This is a genomic window from Aliiroseovarius sp. Z3 (assembly GCF_029105185.1).
In the GTDB taxonomy this organism is placed as follows: Bacteria; Pseudomonadota; Alphaproteobacteria; order Rhodobacterales; family Rhodobacteraceae; genus Aliiroseovarius.
In genome coordinates, this window is the sequence record NZ_JAFMZK010000003.1 from 359,653 (window position 1) to 374,839 (window position 15,187).

General features: G+C 60.1%; 13 protein-coding genes. 6 read left to right on the plus strand and 7 right to left on the minus strand.

The features are described 5' to 3' along the window. Positions 1 to 40: 40 nt before the first annotated feature. The 3 genes from J3R80_RS07435 to J3R80_RS07445 are packed head-to-tail and all read left to right on the plus strand — an operon-like array spanning position 41 to position 4,890. On the plus strand, positions 41 to 2,509 hold the full coding sequence (locus J3R80_RS07435) for an FAD-dependent oxidoreductase (RefSeq protein WP_275393129.1): 2,469 nt from the start codon (positions 41 to 43) through the stop codon (positions 2,507 to 2,509). Continuing rightward, positions 2,506 to 3,609: an enolase C-terminal domain-like protein gene (locus J3R80_RS07440; protein ID WP_275393130.1), complete on the plus strand. Its 1,104-nt coding sequence runs from the start codon at positions 2,506 to 2,508 to the stop codon at positions 3,607 to 3,609. The genes J3R80_RS07435 and J3R80_RS07440 overlap by 4 nt, the downstream gene beginning before the upstream one ends. Before the next feature lie 3 nt (positions 3,610 to 3,612). Beyond that, complete coding sequence (locus J3R80_RS07445) at positions 3,613 to 4,890, plus strand: aminotransferase class III-fold pyridoxal phosphate-dependent enzyme (protein WP_275393131.1); 1,278 nt, start codon at positions 3,613 to 3,615, stop codon at positions 4,888 to 4,890. A 151-nt stretch (positions 4,891 to 5,041) separates the two neighbouring features. Here J3R80_RS07445 and J3R80_RS07450 read toward each other — a convergent pair whose 3' ends face one another. After that, the gene (locus tag J3R80_RS07450; RefSeq protein WP_275393132.1) at positions 5,042 to 6,481 is read right to left on the minus strand and encodes an aldehyde dehydrogenase family protein; all 1,440 of its coding nucleotides are present in this window, start codon (positions 6,479 to 6,481) and stop codon (positions 5,042 to 5,044) included. A 191-nt stretch (positions 6,482 to 6,672) separates the two neighbouring features. On the opposite strand from J3R80_RS07450, the gene J3R80_RS07455 reads away from it, so the two are divergent. Then, positions 6,673 to 7,326 carry a peroxiredoxin gene (locus J3R80_RS07455; RefSeq protein ID WP_275393133.1) on the plus strand — a complete coding sequence of 218 codons (654 nt, stop codon included), beginning with the start codon at positions 6,673 to 6,675 and terminating at the stop codon, positions 7,324 to 7,326. Positions 7,327 to 7,398: 72 nt separating this feature from the next. Here J3R80_RS07455 and J3R80_RS07460 read toward each other — a convergent pair whose 3' ends face one another. The 3 genes from J3R80_RS07460 to J3R80_RS07470 form a co-directional block, all read right to left on the minus strand. Next, a complete protein-coding gene (locus J3R80_RS07460) occupies positions 7,399 to 7,587 on the minus strand; it encodes a DUF2783 domain-containing protein (protein WP_275393134.1) in 189 nt (62 codons plus the stop codon). 5 nt (positions 7,588 to 7,592) lie between these two features. Next, positions 7,593 to 9,203: an FAD-dependent oxidoreductase gene (locus J3R80_RS07465; protein ID WP_275393135.1), complete on the minus strand. Its 1,611-nt coding sequence runs from the start codon at positions 9,201 to 9,203 to the stop codon at positions 7,593 to 7,595. Positions 9,204 to 9,317: 114 nt separating this feature from the next. Further along, complete coding sequence (locus tag J3R80_RS07470) at positions 9,318 to 10,268, minus strand: MBL fold metallo-hydrolase (protein WP_275393136.1); 951 nt, start codon at positions 10,266 to 10,268, stop codon at positions 9,318 to 9,320. 52 nt (positions 10,269 to 10,320) lie between these two features. Here J3R80_RS07470 and J3R80_RS07475 point away from each other — a divergent pair, with 52 nt between their 5' ends. Next, positions 10,321 to 10,887, plus strand: coding sequence for a DUF2585 family protein (locus J3R80_RS07475; protein ID WP_275393137.1), 567 nt, complete (start codon positions 10,321 to 10,323; stop codon positions 10,885 to 10,887). Between the two features lie 15 nt (positions 10,888 to 10,902). Here the strand turns inward: J3R80_RS07475 and fahA are convergent, their stop codons facing one another. From fahA to hmgA, 3 genes are read right to left on the minus strand one after another with little or no spacing between them, the layout of a single operon-like run. Beyond that, entirely contained in the window at positions 10,903 to 12,162 is a 1,260-nt protein-coding gene (fahA, locus tag J3R80_RS07480; protein ID WP_275393138.1) for a fumarylacetoacetase, read from the minus strand. Between the two features lie 7 nt (positions 12,163 to 12,169). Then, entirely contained in the window at positions 12,170 to 12,805 is a 636-nt protein-coding gene (gene maiA / locus J3R80_RS07485) for a maleylacetoacetate isomerase (RefSeq protein WP_275393139.1), read from the minus strand. Continuing rightward, a complete protein-coding gene (gene hmgA, locus J3R80_RS07490; RefSeq protein ID WP_275393140.1) occupies positions 12,805 to 14,157 on the minus strand; it encodes a homogentisate 1,2-dioxygenase in 1,353 nt (450 codons plus the stop codon). Before hmgA ends, maiA begins: the two co-directional genes overlap by 1 nt. Before the next feature lie 194 nt (positions 14,158 to 14,351). Here hmgA and J3R80_RS07495 point away from each other — a divergent pair, with 194 nt between their 5' ends. Next, positions 14,352 to 15,170, plus strand: coding sequence for a flagellar motor protein MotB (locus tag J3R80_RS07495; RefSeq protein ID WP_275393141.1), 819 nt, complete (start codon positions 14,352 to 14,354; stop codon positions 15,168 to 15,170). The last annotated feature ends 17 nt before the right edge of the window (positions 15,171 to 15,187 follow it).

Genomic DNA, 15,187 nt, shown 5'->3' on the forward strand with positions numbered 1-15,187 from the left:
TAGCCTGTCGAGAGGAAAACGACTCGAAAAGGAATGTGTCGTGGCTGTTGAGTTTCCCTCCCACGCACGCGTGGTCATCGTCGGCGGAGGCGTCATGGGCGTCGGGCTGGCCTATCATCTTGGCCATGAAGGCTGGGGTGAAGATACGGTGCTGCTTGAGAAGGCCGAGCTGACCTCGGGCAGCACGTGGCATGCTGCCGGGCAGATCACACATTCGACCTCGTCCTTCGGGCTGGGGAAATGTGTGGATTACAACATCGGCCTCTATTCCGGCGGGTTGGAGGCGGAAACCGGCCAGCCCGTGACATGGCATGGCTGCGGGTCGTTTCGCCTTGCCTATACGGAAGACGAAATGGACTGGCTGCGCCATACGCTGTCGGTGGGTTGCGCGTTGGGGTTCAACATCGAATTGGTCGGACCCGAGAAGGTGTCCGAGCTGCATCCTTTCTATAACCTCGACGGTGTTGTGGGCGCGCTGCATACGCCCGATGACGGCCACGTCGACCCGACCAACGTCACCATGGCGATGGCATCTGGCGCGCGTCAAACGGGCGTGCGGATCATCCGTCAGTGTCGCGCGACCAACATCACGCAGTTACCTTCCGGCGAATGGCAGGTCGAGACCGAGAAAGGTACCATCACCTGCGAGCATGTCGTCAATGCGGGCGGCACCTATGCCCGGCAGATGGGCGAATGGTCGGGGCTGCAACTGCCTATGACCTCGATGACGCACCATTATTTTGTGACGGACGAGGTGCCCGAATTCCAGAACCTAGACACCGAACTGCCGGTCATTCGCGACGACAAGAAAGTGTCCGGTTACATTCGCATGGAGCAAAAGAAAGGCCTGATCGGGATTTACGAGAAAGAGAACCCGAACTCGGTCTGGCATGATGAATGCCCTTGGGAATACGAGAACTGGTTGTTTGACGCCGATTACGACCGCGTCATGCCGTATCTGGAAGAAAGCCTGAACCGGATGCCGATCTTTGCCGAGCTGGGCATTCAGCGTGATGTGCATGGCGCGATCAGCCACCCGCCAGATGGCAACCCTCTGATCGGTCCGGCGCCCGGCGTGCGCAATTATTGGTGCTGTTGCGGTACGCAGATCGGTATCGGCTGGGGCCCCGGCCTGACGCGTGAACTGGCGCGGTGGATGGTGCATGGGGCGGCAGACATCTCGATGCGCGAGTTCGATCCGCGCCGGTTTGGCAGCTATGCCACGAAGGATTGGCAAGTGGTGAAGGCCGAAGAGGACTACTGCCTGCGCCACGAAATCCCCTTCCCGCATTTCAACCGCTTGGCGGGGCGTCCCATCAAACCGTCGCCCTTGCACGAGCTCATGAAATCCAAAGGCGCCGTGCATGAAGAAGTTTATGGTTTCGAGCGCCCGCGTTTCTTCGCCAAGGGGATTGAGCAGCGCGACCATTACTCCTTCAACCGCTCCCCCGTCGACGACATGGTCGCGGACGAGGTGAAAGCGGTGCGCGAGCGCGTTGGCATCATGGATGTGACCGCCTTCACCAAGGTGCTGGTCGAGGGGCCGGATGCCTATGCGCTGTTGGACCGTCTGACCGCGAACCGGATGCCGCAGAAATACCCCTCAAGTAGCGAAGCGATAGGGGATAAATCCGGCTCCATTACCCTGACCCACATGCTGAACTGCGCAGGTCGGATCGAGCTGGAAACGACCATCGTGCGGATGGCCGAGGACAACTTCTATCTGGTCTGCGCCGCCTTCTTTGAACAGCGTCTGCTGGACCACCTGAACCATCAGCGCGCAGAAGAAGACGTGACGATCACCGCCCTTTCCTCGGACTGGAGCGCCCTGTCGCTGAACGGGCCGAAGTCGCGGGACGTGCTGGCCGCCTGCACCGATGCCGATCTGTCGAACGCGGGCTTTCGCTGGCTGTCTGCGCAGGAAATCAACGTCGCGGGCCACAAAATCTGGGCCTTCCGCATGTCCTATGCGGGCGAGCTTGGCTGGGAGTTCCACATGCCCCACGCCGCCTGTCTGGATGTCTATTCCGCGCTTTGGGAAGCGGGCGAGGCGCACGGCATTGCCGATTACGGCAGCTTCGCGATGAACGCGATGCGGATGGAGAAGGGCTTTAAGGGCGCAGGTGAATTGACCAACGAAGTCACATTGGCCGAGGCCGACGTGCTGCGTTTTGCCCGGACGGACAAGGACTATCTGGGCCGTGATAAGACCCTGAACACCGACCTGCCGTGGGTCTGCACCTATCTGGAAATCGAGCCCGACGGCAAGGCGGATGGCCATGGCGGAGAGGCGGTGATGCTGGACGGGCAGGTGGTTGGCTCCACGGCGTCTGTGGCCTTCGGACCAACGGTCGGGAAAGTCCTGGCCTTCGCCTATATCAAACCCGACGCCGCCACCCCCGGCACGGCGCTTGAGGTCGTGATCCACGGCACCCCACGCGCGGCCCGCGTGCTGGGCGAACCCGCCTATGATCCCGAAAGCCTGAAGCCAAGGATGGACGCGTCATGAAGGTCTCTCGCATTGCCCTGTGGTCGGTCGATCTGACCAGCCATGAAACCTACTACATGGCCGAGGGCAAAACCTGTGACACGGTCAAAAGTCATGTCCTGTGTCTGGAAACTGACACCGGTCTAAAAGGCTGGGGCGAGGTCTGCCCGATCCCCCATTACCTGCCAGCTTTTGCGGGCGGCGTCCCAAGCGCGGTTCAGGAAATGGCGCCGGAAATTCTTGGCGTCTCGCCCTTCGGTGTGGACGCGCCCATGCGCAAGCTGGATGCGTTTCTGCAAGGGCATTTCCACGCGAAATCCATCGTGGACATGGCGCTGTGGGATCTGTTTGGGAAAGCGACCGGGCAGCCCCTTTACGCGCTTCTTGGGGGCCGCACCCGCACAGACATGCCGCTCTATCACTCGATCACCTGCATCGCGCCGGACGACATGGCGCGGATCGCGCGCGAGGCCTATGCCACGGGCATCCGGCAGATTCAGGTCAAGCTGGGCGCAGATAGCGATTGGCAGGCCGATGCCGAGCGTCTGGCCAAAGTGCGCGAGGCGGTGGGCGATGGCCCTCTGGTCTATGGCGATTGGAATTGCGGGGCGACCAAGCTACAGGCCACGCGGACAGGCCGCGCAGTGGCTCATCTGGACGTGATGCTGGAACAGCCCTGCAAAACGCTGGAAGATTGCGCCGCGGTTCGGCAAGCAACGGGCCTGCCCATGAAGATCGACGAAGGCGCCTTCGATCTGGCGTCGCTCATTCGCGCGCATGAGCTTGGCGTGCTGGACGCGGTGGCGCTGAAACTGTCGAAATTTGGCGGACTGTCCGCCATGCGTCGCGCGCGTGACCTGACGGTGCATCTGGGGGCGGAAATCTGCGCTGAATGCACTTGGGGATCGGACATCGTGACCGCCGCGTCGCTGCATTTCGCGGCCTCGACCCCGCATGGCGCACTGCTGAATACCTGCGATCTGTCGTCCTATGTCGGCCCGCGCATTGCGCCCGATTGCCCGACCCGCAAGGATGGACGTATCGCCCCGCCGGAACGTCCTGGGCTGGGCGTCACACCCGACCTGAACATCCTTGGAGCCCCCATTCTTGAACTGGAGTGACCCATGCAGAAACTGACCACTCAAGCCGAATGGATCGCCCGCGCCCGCGCCGTCTTGCCCGCCGGGGGGTTTGGAAATTTCGATCCCCGCATTGTCATCGCGCGCGGGGAAGGCAGCCATGTCTGGGACGAGGATGGGAACGAGTACATTGACTATCTGATCGGCTCTGGCCCGATGCTTCTGGGTCACGGCCACCCAGAGGTGATGGAGGCGGTGCTGGAACAGCTCCCCCTCGGCATGACCTTTTTTGCGAACAACGCCAAGGGGATTGAACTGGCCGAGGCGATTGTTGATGCGGTGCCCTGCTGTGAACAGGTCAGGTTTGTGGCTTCGGGCGGCGAGGCGGACATGTACGCGATCCGCCTTGCCCGCGCCTATACCGGGCGCGATAAGATCCTGAAATTCGAAGGCGGCTATCACGGAATGAGCGCCGAGGCGCAGATGAGCCTTGCGCCCGAAGCCCGCGTCAACTTTCCGCAAGCCGTGCCGGACAGCGCAGGCATCCCGCAAGGCGTTGCCGACCAGATGCTCATCGCGCCGTTCAACGATCTGGCTGCGGTCGAGGCGCTGTTGAGCGAACACAATGATGTCGCTGCCATCATCGTGGAACCCCTGCAGCGGATCATTCCCGCCGACCCGGGCTATCTGCAGGGGTTGCGTGATCTGTGTGACGAGCACAGTGTCCTCCTGATTTTCGACGAGATCGTCACCGGCTTCCGGCTGGCCTATGGCGGCGCGCAGGAGCGCTATGGCGTGACGCCCGACATCTGCACTTTGGGCAAGATCATTGGCGGCGGCTTCCCACTTGCCGCCCTTGGGGCGAGTGCCGAAATCATGCAGCATTTCGACAAGTCCATCGTCGGTGCGGACAAATGGCTGATGCAGTTGGGCACCCTGTCCGGGAACCCGATTGCGGCGGCAGCCGGGTTGAAGACGATGGAAATCCTGCGCCGCGAGGGCAGTTATGACCGCCTTCGTGCTATCGGGAAAGAGCTGCAAGACATGCAAAGCGAGGCGTTGAGCGCGGCCGGTATCCCACATCAGATATGTGGGGATGAAACCCTGTTCGACATCTTCTTCACAACCGGCGCCTGCCGGGATTATCGGAGTGCCAAACACGATGACCCGCAACGCAACGTGACTTACAACGCGACGCTACGAAATCACGGGATCTTCAAATCGCCGGGCAAGCTTTACCCGTCGCTGGCAATATCCGAAATGGACCTCGAGCTAACAAAAAAAGCGGTTCATGTGGCGGTGCGTTCGATTTGCGCCGAGTAGTGCTTCTTTGATAGGTCCGTTTTGAGTTGTGGACAGACGTGGCACCCAGATATGTGAAGGTCCGTTCAGTCGCCACTGAACCGCAAACTACCAACCCCAAAGACAAAAGGGCCTGCAAACTGCAAGCCCTTTCGTGTTTCATGTGATCGCGTCAGTCGTTCGACCAGCCCGATACGGCTTTGACCTCAAGGAAATCCTCGATCCCCAGAATGCCGCCTTCGCGGCCGTTGCCGGACTGTTTATAGCCCCCGAAGGGCGAACCTGCGGCGCGGGAAGTGCCGTTCATTTCGACCATGCCTGACCGCATCTGGCGGGCCACGCGGTTGGCGCGGGTGCCGTCCTGTGTCTGGATGTAGTTCGTCAGGCCATAGACGGTGTCATTGGCGATCTCGACGGCCTCTTCCTCGGTGTCGAAGGGGATCATCGCCATCACCGGGCCGAAGATTTCTTCGCGGGCGATGGTCATGTCATTGGACACATCCGCAAAGATCGTCGGCTTGACGAAATAGCCCTTGTTCAGGCCTTCGGGTCGCCCGGTGCCGCCCGCGATCAGACGCGCGCCTTCGTCGATGCCGACCTGGATCAGGTCCTGGATCTTGTTCCACTGAACCTCGCTGACCACGGGGCCGATATGACGGCCTTCCTGGCTGGCGGGTCCGACTTGCACCTTCTCGGCGGCTTCGCGCGCGGTCTCGATGGCCTGATCATAAACGCCGCGCTGCACCAGCATCCGCGACGGCGCGTTACAGCTTTGGCCGGTGTTCTGCATCATGTGCATCACACCGCGTTTCACGGCCTTCTCGTCGGCATCGTCAAAGATGATGTTGGCACCCTTGCCACCCAGCTCAAGGCTGACACGTTTCAGGGTGTCAGCGGCCGCCTTGGAAATGGCGATACCGGCGCGGGTCGAACCGGTGAAGCTGACCATATCCACGTCCGGGTGGGTGGACAGTTGCGTGCCGACGCCCATGCCGTCGCCGTTCACCATGTTATAGACACCGGCGGGAAAGCCCGCTTCGTCCACGATTTCGCTCCAGACGATCGACGACAGGGGCGCGATTTCGGATGGTTTCAACACCATGGTGCAGCCTGCCGCCATCGCCGCCACGCATTTCAGCGTCACCTGGTTCATCGGCCAGTTCCATGGCGTGATCATCGCGCAGACGCCGATGGGTTCATACAGCAGACGATCATTCGGCGCATGCGCGCCCAGCATCTTGTCGAACTCGAAATCCTTGAAGGCGGTGATGAAGTTCTGGATGTGCCATGTGCCCGACCCGACCTGCGAGGTGCGGGCCAGATCAATCGGGGCGCCCATTTCCATGCTCATCGCCTCGGCCAGATCGCCCGAGCGTTTCTGATAGACCTTCAGAAGGGTTTCGATCAGGGCCAGCCGATCCTCTTTCTTCGAAAAGCCCCAGTCGGCGAAGGCGGCCTTGGCGGCGGCGACGGCGGCATCGGTATCCGCCTGATCGCCCAGCGAAATGACCGCGCAGACCTCTTCGGTCGACGGGTCGATGACAGTCATGTCCTTGGGTGCTGCGGGTGCCACCCATTGGCCGTTGATATAGAAGTCGCGTTTCTCGATCATTCCAGTCTCCTTGGTCGGATTTGCGTGCACTCTGGCACCGGGACAGGTCCGGCGCAACCCATGGAAACAAAATTTGATCAAATTTTTCAGGTGCGACGATTTGGTTGCGTTTGATCCCGCTCCGGGTCTTTAAAAAGGGGAAGCAGATTGTATCTCTAGAACAACCAAACACCCCGGACAGGAGAAACCAAATGGGACTTCGCATTAACGACACCGTGCCTAATTTCACAGCAGAAACAGATCAGGGCACAATCAAATTTCACGACTGGATTGGCGACAGCTGGGCCATCCTGTTCTCGCACCCGAAAGACTATACCCCGGTCTGCACGACCGAATTCGGCGCCGTTGCGCAGCTTGCTGATGAATGGGAAAAGCGCGGCACCAAGGTAATCGGCCTGTCCGTCGACAGCGCGGAAGAGCACGTGACCTGGAAAGCCGACATCGAAGGTTACTCGGGCGCAAAAGCAGGTTTCCCGATCATTGCCGACGAAGATCTGGCCGTGTCGAAGCTGTTCGATATGTTGCCCGCCGAAGCCTATCTGCCCGACGGGCGCACCGCCGCCGACAGCGCATCCGTGCGTTCGGTCTTTATCATCTCGCCCGACAAGAAGGTGCAGTTGATCATGACCTATCCGATGTCGGTGGGCCGCAACTTTGCCGAAGTGCTTCGCGCGCTGGACGGCCTGCAAGCGACCTTTGGCACGCCCATCGCCACCCCGGCGAACTGGGTCAAGGGTCAGGACGTCATCGTTGCCTTGTCGCTGAGCGATGACGAAGCGAAAGAGAAGTTCGGCGAGGTCGACATCAAGCTGCCGTATCTGCGCACCACGGCTGACCCCAGCTAAGCTATTAGCACCTCAGAAACGAACAAGACCCGCGCAGATCAGCGCGGGTCTTCGCTTTTTGGGTGAGCCGCCTTATTTCTCGGCGGCTTTCAATGCTTGGCTCAGCACCTCGCGATCACCAATATGGTTTGCCAGAACCAGCACAAGGCGCGCGTTCAACGCATCGCTGTCATCTTTTGACAATCCCTCATGGGCGGCCAGAAGTTCGGCATAGAAATCATCGGCGCGGTTGATGTTTGGTGTCAGGATCAGATCGGTCATATCGTTTACTCCTTCCCCGTCGCGCGACGAATGGCGGCGCGGAACAGATTGTCATCAAAGCTGGGGCGGCGGGCGGCGACGTGCTGGTCGGGCCGGATCAGATAGACCGCGCTGGAGGCGTGGCCCAAATACCGCTCTTTCAATGCGCCGGTTCGATCATCTTTCACCGACAGCGCCAGTCGCGTGACCTCAACCCCATCCTCTTCGATGACGTCCGGTGCGTCCGCGTCGATGGTAAGCAGAATGAATTTGTTGCCCAGTTTCGGCAGCAGGAACTCATCCCCTAGCGGCACGTCCGGGCAGGGCGAGCCGGGGCGCGTTTTGATCGGCCCGTCCAGCGCATCGGCTGAATTCAGCGGCGAGCCATCGTAAGTGCAGGGAACCGAAAGGCGGCCCGAGTTTACCAGGGGGCGCGCAAATTCGTAATGCTCGGCCAAATCCAGAACCGAGTCGCGCAGAAGGCGGCTCATCTCGGATTTCGGGGTGATGAAATCGGTCGAGCGGGTTGAATTTAGGATGTTCTCATCCGCGCCATGGATCCGTTCGATGTCATAGCTGTCCAACAATGTCTCGTCAGCCTTGCCGTCGATCACCAGTTTCAGCTTCCAGCCAAGGTTGTCGGTATCCTGCAGACCCGAATTTGCCCCGCGTGCGCCGAAGGGCGACACCTGGTGCGCGGCGTCACCAGCGAACAGAACACGGCCGTGGCGGAATTTTTCCATCCGGCGGCATTGGAAGGTATAGATCGACACCCATTCAAGTTCGAACTCCACATCATCACCCAGCATGGCTTTCAGACGTGGGATCACATTCTCGGGTTTCTTTTCTTCGTCCTTGTCGATGTCCCAGCCAAGTTGCAGGTCGATGCGCCACACGCCGTCAGGCTGCTTGTGCAATAGGGCAGATTGCCCCCGGTTGAAGGGCGGATCGAACCAGAACCAGCGTTCTGATGGGAAGTCGGCTTCCATGATCACATCGGCAATCAGGAAGTTGTCTTCGAACACACGCCCCACGAAATCCAACCCCAGCATTTGCCGGGTCGGCGAACCCGCGCCGTCACAGGCGACCAGCCAATCTGCTTCGATGTTGTACGACCCTTCGGGTGTGTCGATCTCCAGTGTGGCGTGATCGGGATGCGTGCCAATGGCCGCGACCTTGTTGCCACCGCGAATTTCGATGGGCGCACCTTCTGCTTCCATCTCGCGCACGCGGTTCACCAGATACTCTTCGAAATAATACTGTTGAAGATTGATGAAGGCGGGGCGCTGATGGCCTTTCTCGGGCAGGAGTTCAAACTTGTAGACCTCGCGGTCGTCAAAGAAGACTTTGCCGACATCCCATTCAACGCCCTTATCGACCATCGGCTGACCACAACCAAGACGGTCGAGGATCTCCAGCGGGCGCTTGGCAAAACAGATCGCACGGGATCCAAAGCTGACCTTGTCATTGTCGTCCACGATGACGACTTTCACACCTTGCTGGGCCAGGTCGATCCCCATGCCAAGCCCGATGGGTCCGGCACCGATGATCACGACCGGGTGGCGCACAGGAGCTGCGGCGTCCTGATCAGGACTGCGTTCATAGGGGTAAAGCGGGACTTCGAATATCTTGTTCATGCGGTTCTCCTCCGGCTGGCGATGGTCGCTGATACGCATTCTAGCAAAATTCGTTGCGAAAGCTACGAATCTGATGGGGATGCGCTGATATGCGTCACCGCATCCCGTTGTTTGTCAGCCTTGCAAGGCTTCCCACATCTCCAGATCGCGCTGGGCGGTCCAGATGCGGGGGGTGTCGATGCCGCGTGCTTCGTCATAGGCGCGGGCGACGTTGAAGGGCAGGCAGTGCTCGTAAATGGCGTAGTCTGCGAATTTCGGGTCACACTCGGCGCGCACGGCGTCCCAGGCTTCTTTCAGCGAACCACCACGGGCAGCCACTTTGGCGGCGGGGGCGTAGGTGCTGTAGACAAAGTCACGGGTGCTTTCGATGGCGCGCTCAACGGCGTCCTTGCCGATCAATGCTCCGCCACGGCCCGGTGCGATGGCGTCCACGTCGAAAGACGCGATGTTGTCCAGCGTGTCGCCCCAGTCCGAGAAATGCCCGTCGCCGCAATAGCAGGCCGAGTGGTCTTCCACGATGTCGCCGGTGAACATGACGTTCTGGTCCGGCACGTGGATCACGATGTCGCCTGCGGTGTGGGCACGGCCCAGATGCATCAGATCGACGCGGCGGTTGCCAAGATAGACGGTCATGTCGTCCGAGAATGTGGTGGTCGGATAGGTCAGGCCGGGGATCGACTCGTGGCCTTCAAAGAGGCGCGGGAAACGCTGGAATTCGCTATCCCAGTCTTCCTGACCTCGCTCGACCACCATCGCGCGGGCTTGGTCGCCCATGATGATCTGATCCGCGCCATAGGCCGAGGCCCCCAATACGCGCACCGCGTGATAGTGGGTCAGAACCACGTGGCTGATCGGCTTGTCGGTCACCGAGCGCACGCACTCGATCACTTTACCCGCCAGACGCGGGGTGGCCTGAGCTTCAACAATCATGACGCTGTCATCGCCAATGATCACGCCCGAGTTCGGGTCGCCCTCGGCGGTGAAGGCGTAAAGCCCGTCGCCGATCTGGTCGAAGGTGATTTTCTTTTCGGTCATGTCGCCTTGCGACGCGAATGCCTTTGCCATGGTCCGGTTTTCCTTTCTGGACAAGCGCGCGGGTTGGTGATCCCTTGCCCTTATGTTTGATCGTCGTTTTCTGCCCTATTGGGGCGTACTGTTTGTCACCCTCGCCACGCTGGTCACCCTGTTGGCGATGGGTCGTAATGTCTCATGCCCCTGCGGTTATACCCTGCTTTGGTATGTCGGGGATGACAGCGGTCAGGGGTCGCAGCATCTGCTGGACTGGTATTCGCCCAGCCATCTGATCCACGGCTTCCTGTTTTACGGTGCCACCTTCCTTCTGATGCGCCGCTTTGCCCTTGGGTGGCGCCTTCTGGTCTCGACCATTGTCGAGGGCGCGTGGGAGGTGGCCGAGAACACCGAAGCCGTCATCAACCGCTACCGCGAATTCACCATGTCCGGCGAATACTGGGGCGACAGCGTTGTGAACTCGGCCACGGATCTGGCGGCCATGTTCCTTGGCTTCTGGCTGGCGCTTCGCCTGCCCGTCTGGATCAGCATCCTGATCATCGTGGGCTTTGAAGTGCTGACCACTTTCCTGATCCGCGATGGGCTGGCGTTGAACATCATCATGCTTCTTGTGCCATCCGAGGCGATCCTCGAATGGCAAAGCGCAGGGGGATGATGCCCAGACCGCCATTTACTTGGGCCAGTTGACGGCAGGCAGGATCTGCCCGACACAATCGCCAAAGCCGATCTGGAAGCCGTCACCCTTTGCGGCACCGCGCAGGGTCAAGGTGTCGCCATCCTCGATGAAGGTGCGGGTTTCACCGGTGTCGAGCGTGAAGGGTTCGCGGCCTGCCCAGCTCATCTCCATCAGTGATCCGTATTCGGTCTTCGTCGGACCCGAGATCGTGCCCGATCCCAGCAGGTCGCCCACATTCATCGCACAGCCGCCAATCGCGTGGTGGCACAGCTGTTCGGCGGCCGAGTAATACATGCGGGTATAGTTGGTTTCGCCAACGACGCTCGCCTTATCGGCCCCTTCAGGCTGCATCAGCACCTGAAGCTCGATGTCGTAAAGGCCGTCCTTGGTGCCATCCAGATAGGGCAGCAACTCTTTCTCGCGTTCCGGCGTGGGCGCACGGAACTCTTCCAGAGCGGCGGCGGTCACGATCCACGGGCTGATCGAGGTGCCAAACGCCTTCCCTTGGAACGGGCCAAGCGGTTGGTATTCCCAGCCTTGGATGTCGCGGGCAGACCAGTCGTTCAGCAGCACGTAGCCGAAGATCATGTCGTCGGCCTCGTCCACGGTGATCGGCTGACCGAAATCCGAGGGCTTGCCAACGATGGCCCCCATCTCAAGCTCGATATCCAGACGCATCGAGGGGCCAAAGCTGGGCATCTCGGCGTCGGGCGCTTTGCGCTGGCCGTTCGGGCGGTGGATCGGGGTGCCCGAGATCACGACAGACGAGGCACGACCGTTATAGCCGATCGGAATGTGCAGCCAGTTGGCGGGCAGGTCGGGCGAGCCACGCAGGATCGCGCCCATATTCGCCGCGTGCTGACGACCGGCGTAGAAGTCAGTGTATTCCGAGACAAGGAACGGCATATGCAGTTCCGCATCGGCTTGGGCGACCAGAAGGGGCGCAACGGCGTCTTGCTCGGTCGCGCCTTCGGCCAAGAGCTGTTCCAAACGGTTGCGCAGGGCGGCCCATGCGTCCGACCCCAGCTCCATCAACTCGTTCCAGAAGGGAACGTCGAAGACGGTTTCATCACCGATCTCGATCAGGCCAGCTTCTTCGGCGGCCTGCATATCAAGGATCATGTCCCCGATGGCGACACCGCAGCGCGGCTCGGTGCCAGCGGTCGAGAACACGCCATAGGGCAGGTTGTTCAGGGGAAACGGGGTCTCGGCAGAGTTCGCGCTGTCCACCCATGACTTTTTCAGTTGGCTCATGTAATCCTCATTCGGCATCCGGCTGTGCCTCGGGTCGCGCATCGGCGAAGGCAGGCAGGGCCAGACAGGTTTCTTCAATGTCGGTCAGGCGCGCAAAGGGCGTCATGTCCACCCCCCAGCGATGCCCGTTGTAAAGCTGCGATACAACGCAGATATCCGCAAGCGATGGCGTGTCGCCAAAGGCAAAGCGGGTGCCTTGTGGCAGCATGGCCTGAAACGCGGTCAGACCCTCGTTCATCCAGTGGACCATCCAGTCCACGCTGTCCGCTTTGCTGTGCCCCATCCCGTCCAGATGTTGAACAACGCGCAGATTGTTCACCGGATGAATGTCCAGCGCGATCACATGCGCCGCGGCCATCACCTTGGCCCGCGCAATTGGATCATCCGGCAAAAGCGCCGGGTCGGGATAGGTGCGGTCAAGATAATCAAGGATGGCCAGCGATTGGGTCAACTTGGTGCCATCCTCCAGCTCCAGCACTGGCACGCCCTTGCCGGGGTTCATCGCCTGATATTCGGCGCCGCGTTGCTCGCCTTTCACCAGATTGACGGGATGGCTTTCGAACGGCACACCCTTCAGGTTCAGCGCAATGCGCACCCGATAGGATGTGGTCGACCGCCAGTAGGTATATAGCTTCAGAGCCATCACTTTTTCCCTGGCGTCCCGTCGAACTTCTTCTCAAGGCTGTCCCAGCAGTCGATATAGTCGTCCTGCAACGGGGCTTCGTTTGCCGCAAACGCAGTCAGGTGCTGCGGGAAGCGGGTCTCGAACATGAAGGACATGGTGTTTTCCAGCTTCTCCGGCCCGAGATTCGAGTTCGAGGCGCCTTCAAACGCATCACGATCCGGCCCATGCGGCAGCATCATGTTGTGCAGGCTGACACCGCCGGGGATGAAGCCCTGCGGCTTGGCGTCATACTGACCGTAAATGTTGCCCATCAGTTCAGACATGATGTTCTTATGGTACCACGGCGGACGGAAGGTGTTCTCGGCCACCATCCAACGCTCGCGGAACAGAACGAAGTCGATATTCGCGGTGCCGGGCTGGCCCGAGGGCGCGGTCAGAACCGTGAAGATCGAGGGGTCCGGATGGTCAAACAGGATCGCGCCAACCGGGCAGTATGTGGTCAGATCGTATTTATACGGCGCGTAATTGCCATGCCACGCGACCACGTCCAGCGGCGACTGGCCGATCTCGGTCTTATGGAACTGACCGCACCATTTGATGGTGATGGTCGAGGGCACTTCGCGGTCCTCAAACGCCGCCACGGGCGCCTTGAAGTCACGCGGGTTGGCCATGCAGTTCGCACCGATGGGGCCACGACCGGGCATCTCAAATTTCTGGCCGTAGTTTTCGCAGACGAAACCGCGCGCAGGGCCTTCCAGAAGTTCGACGCGATACACCAACCCACGCGGGATGATGCCGATTTCTTGCGGGGCAAGGTCAATGATGCCCAGCTCCGTATAAAACCGCAGCTTGCCTTCCTGCGGCACGACCAGCAGCTCGCTGTCGGCCGAGAAGAAATAGTCGTCCACCATTGACTCGGTGACCAGATAGATGTGGCTGGCCATGCCGACCTGCGTGTTCACATCGCCTGCCGTGGTCATGGTGCGCATCCCGGTGATCCAGTTCAGACCCTCAGCCGTCGGCACGGGATCCCAGCGATACTGGCCCAGTGAAATCACGTCCGGGTCCACGCAGGGCGCAGATTTCCAGTAAGGCACGTCGATCTTGGTATACCGCGCCGAGTGCTTCACCGACGGACGAATGCGATAGGTCCATGTGCGCTCGGGCGGGTTGGCGGTGAAGGCGGTGCCGGACAGCTGCTCGCCATAGAGGCCATATTCACATTTCTGCGGGCTGTTCATGCCTTGCGGCAGCGCGCCGGGCAGCGCCTCGGTCTCGAAGTCATTGGCCCAACCGGGCATATAGTGGGTTTCGGTGCCGACCAAGGACACCGCGCGCGTCATGTCGCGCCCAGAGCTGTGCTGGTTCATCTGAAGCCTCGTTTCAACACCCTTTGCAGGGCCGATCCTGTTTGCCCCACTATGGTATCGTTGCGAATGAAACGAAGTCAAGGAAAAGCGACATTTCACACGTGAAGTATCGGTTTGCCAACAATTTGAAAGGTTAAGCCCATATCAACTTCCGCCAGCTATCCCTAAAGCCGGGTGAAGAACGAGGTGGTGAGATGCGCGCAAACGCAAATGCGCCGGTAATCATCAAAAAGGTAAAGAAGGTCAGCGGTGGTGGACACCACGGCGGCGCGTGGAAAGTGGCATATGCCGATTTCGTGACCGCCATGATGGCATTCTTCCTTTTGATGTGGCTTTTGAACGCAACAACGGAAAAACAACGCAAGGGGATTGCCGATTACTTCAACCCGACAATCCCGGTGATGCGTGTATCGGGCGGCGGTGACGGGTCGTTCGGTGGCGACAGCGTATTTGTTGAAGAAACCTTGTCGCAATCTGGAAACGGCGGCCTGCCGCGTGATCCCAGCCTGTCCGAAGGGGGAACGGCGAAGGATGTCGCCGCAGAAAATGCACGTTTGGAAGAACTGGAAGAGATGCTGTTCGCCCGAGGTGGTGAAAGCATGGCCAGCGACGGCATTGCGCGTCACATCGTGACCCGTGTCACCGATGAGGGCTTGCTGGTCGAAGTGTTCGATCTGGACGGCGCGCCGCTGTTCGAGCCAAATACCACCACACCGACCGCGGTCTTGTCTGAACTGACCGAAGTGATTGCACGCGTTTTTGCGCTGGTTGAAAACGGCGTCGCGATTGAGGGTCATGTGGCAACTCAGCCAGTCGTGGTCCTTGAGAACACGACTTGGTCGCTGTCGACGGGGCGCGCCACCCAACTGAGAAAAATGCTCGAGGATAGCGCTCTGGCACCCGAACGCATCGCGCGCGTGACAGGCCATGCTGATCGCGAACCTGCGGTTACGAATGCCTTCGCTGTACGCAACAATCGGATCGAACTGATCCTGTTGCGCTCTGGGCGTTGAACTCGACCTGCTGGCGG